The 1,548-nt window shown below is 71.2% G+C and carries 1 protein-coding gene; it reads left to right on the top strand.

Annotated elements, in window-relative coordinates; genetic code table 11:
• Positions 1-118: 118 nt before the first annotated feature.
• A partial coding sequence (locus tag IG05_RS0140875; protein WP_030349159.1) for a DEAD/DEAH box helicase occupies positions 119-1,548 on the top strand: 1,430 nt, incomplete at its 3' end.

The raw sequence follows: 1,548 nt of genomic DNA on the forward strand, positions 1-1,548 counted from the left end.
CGGATGTCTTCGCCGGCCAGGTCTGCTTTCTTTTGCCACCGGTCCATACTTGTAATTCTCCGTGCCATTCATCGCAGCGGGAATTCCTTGATATGTGCCCCATCGAGGAAGGTTCCGCATGAACCGCACGTACACGAACGACCGCCCCGCCCGCTCCCGTGACGGCCGTGCCGACGCCGGAAGGGGCGGCAGCGGCTACGGCTCGCAGGCACCGCGCCGTACCGGCGGGCCCGTCCGCTCCGGCGGTTACGGCCGTCGGCCCGCCGCCGTGCAAGGTGAGTTTGCGCTGCCCAGGACGATCACCCCCGCGCTGCCCGCCGTCGAGGGCTTCGCTGGTCTCGACATGCCCGAGCAACTCCTGGCCGAACTCGGCAAGCAGGGTGTGACCGCACCGTTCCCGATCCAGGGCGCGACGCTGCCGAACTCCCTGGCGGGCCGTGACGTCCTGGGCCGCGGCCGCACTGGTTCCGGCAAGACCCTCGCCTTCGGCCTCGCCCTGCTCGCCCGCACCGCCGGACAGCGTGCCGAGCCCCGCCAGCCGCTGGGACTGATCCTCGTACCCACGCGTGAACTGGCACAGCAGGTCACCGACGCGCTGACCCCGTACGCCCGCTCCGTGCGGCTGCGGCTGGCCACGGTGGTGGGCGGCATGTCGATCGGCCGGCAGGCCGGTGCGCTGCGCGGCGGAGCCGAGGTCGTCGTCGCGACCCCGGGCCGGCTCAAGGACCTCATCGACCGCGGCGAATGCCGGCTGAACCACGTCGGCATCACAGTGCTGGACGAGGCCGACCAGATGGCCGACATGGGTTTCATGCCCCAGGTCACCGCGCTGCTCGACCAGGTGCGCCCAGAGGGGCAGCGCATGCTGTTCTCCGCCACCCTGGACCGCAACGTCGACCTGCTCGTGCGCCGCTACCTGACCGATCCCGTCGTGCACTCCGTCGACCCGTCGGCCGGTGCGGTCACGACGATGGAGCACCACATCCTGCACGTCCACGGCGCCGACAAACATGCCGCCACGACCGAGATCGCCGCCCGCGACGGCCGCGTGATCATGTTCCTGGACACCAAGCACGCCGTCGACCGGCTGACCCAGGACCTGCTCAACAGCGGGGTGCGGGCCGCCGCGCTGCACGGCGGCAAGTCGCAGCCCCAGCGCACCCGCACGCTGGCGCAGTTCAAGACCGGGCACGTCACCGTGCTGGTGGCGACCAACGTCGCGGCACGCGGCATCCACGTCGACAACCTCGACCTGGTCGTCAACGTCGACCCGCCGACCGACCACAAGGACTACCTCCACCGCGGCGGCCGTACCGCCCGCGCCGGCGAGTCCGGCAGCGTCGTCACCCTGGTCACGCCGAACCAGCGCCGAAGCATGGTCCGCCTCATGTCGGACGCCGGAATCCGGCCGCAGACCACCCAGATCCGCTCGGGCGACGAGGCCCTGAACCGGATCACCGGCGCCCAGGCCCCGTCCGGCATCCCGGTCGTCATCACCGCACCGGTGGTCGAACGCCCCAAGCGCAGCGCCACCTCCCGAGGCCGCCG

The organism is Streptomyces sp. NRRL S-1022 (genome assembly GCF_000720135.1).
Classification (GTDB): Bacteria; Actinomycetota; Actinomycetes; order Streptomycetales; family Streptomycetaceae; genus Streptomyces.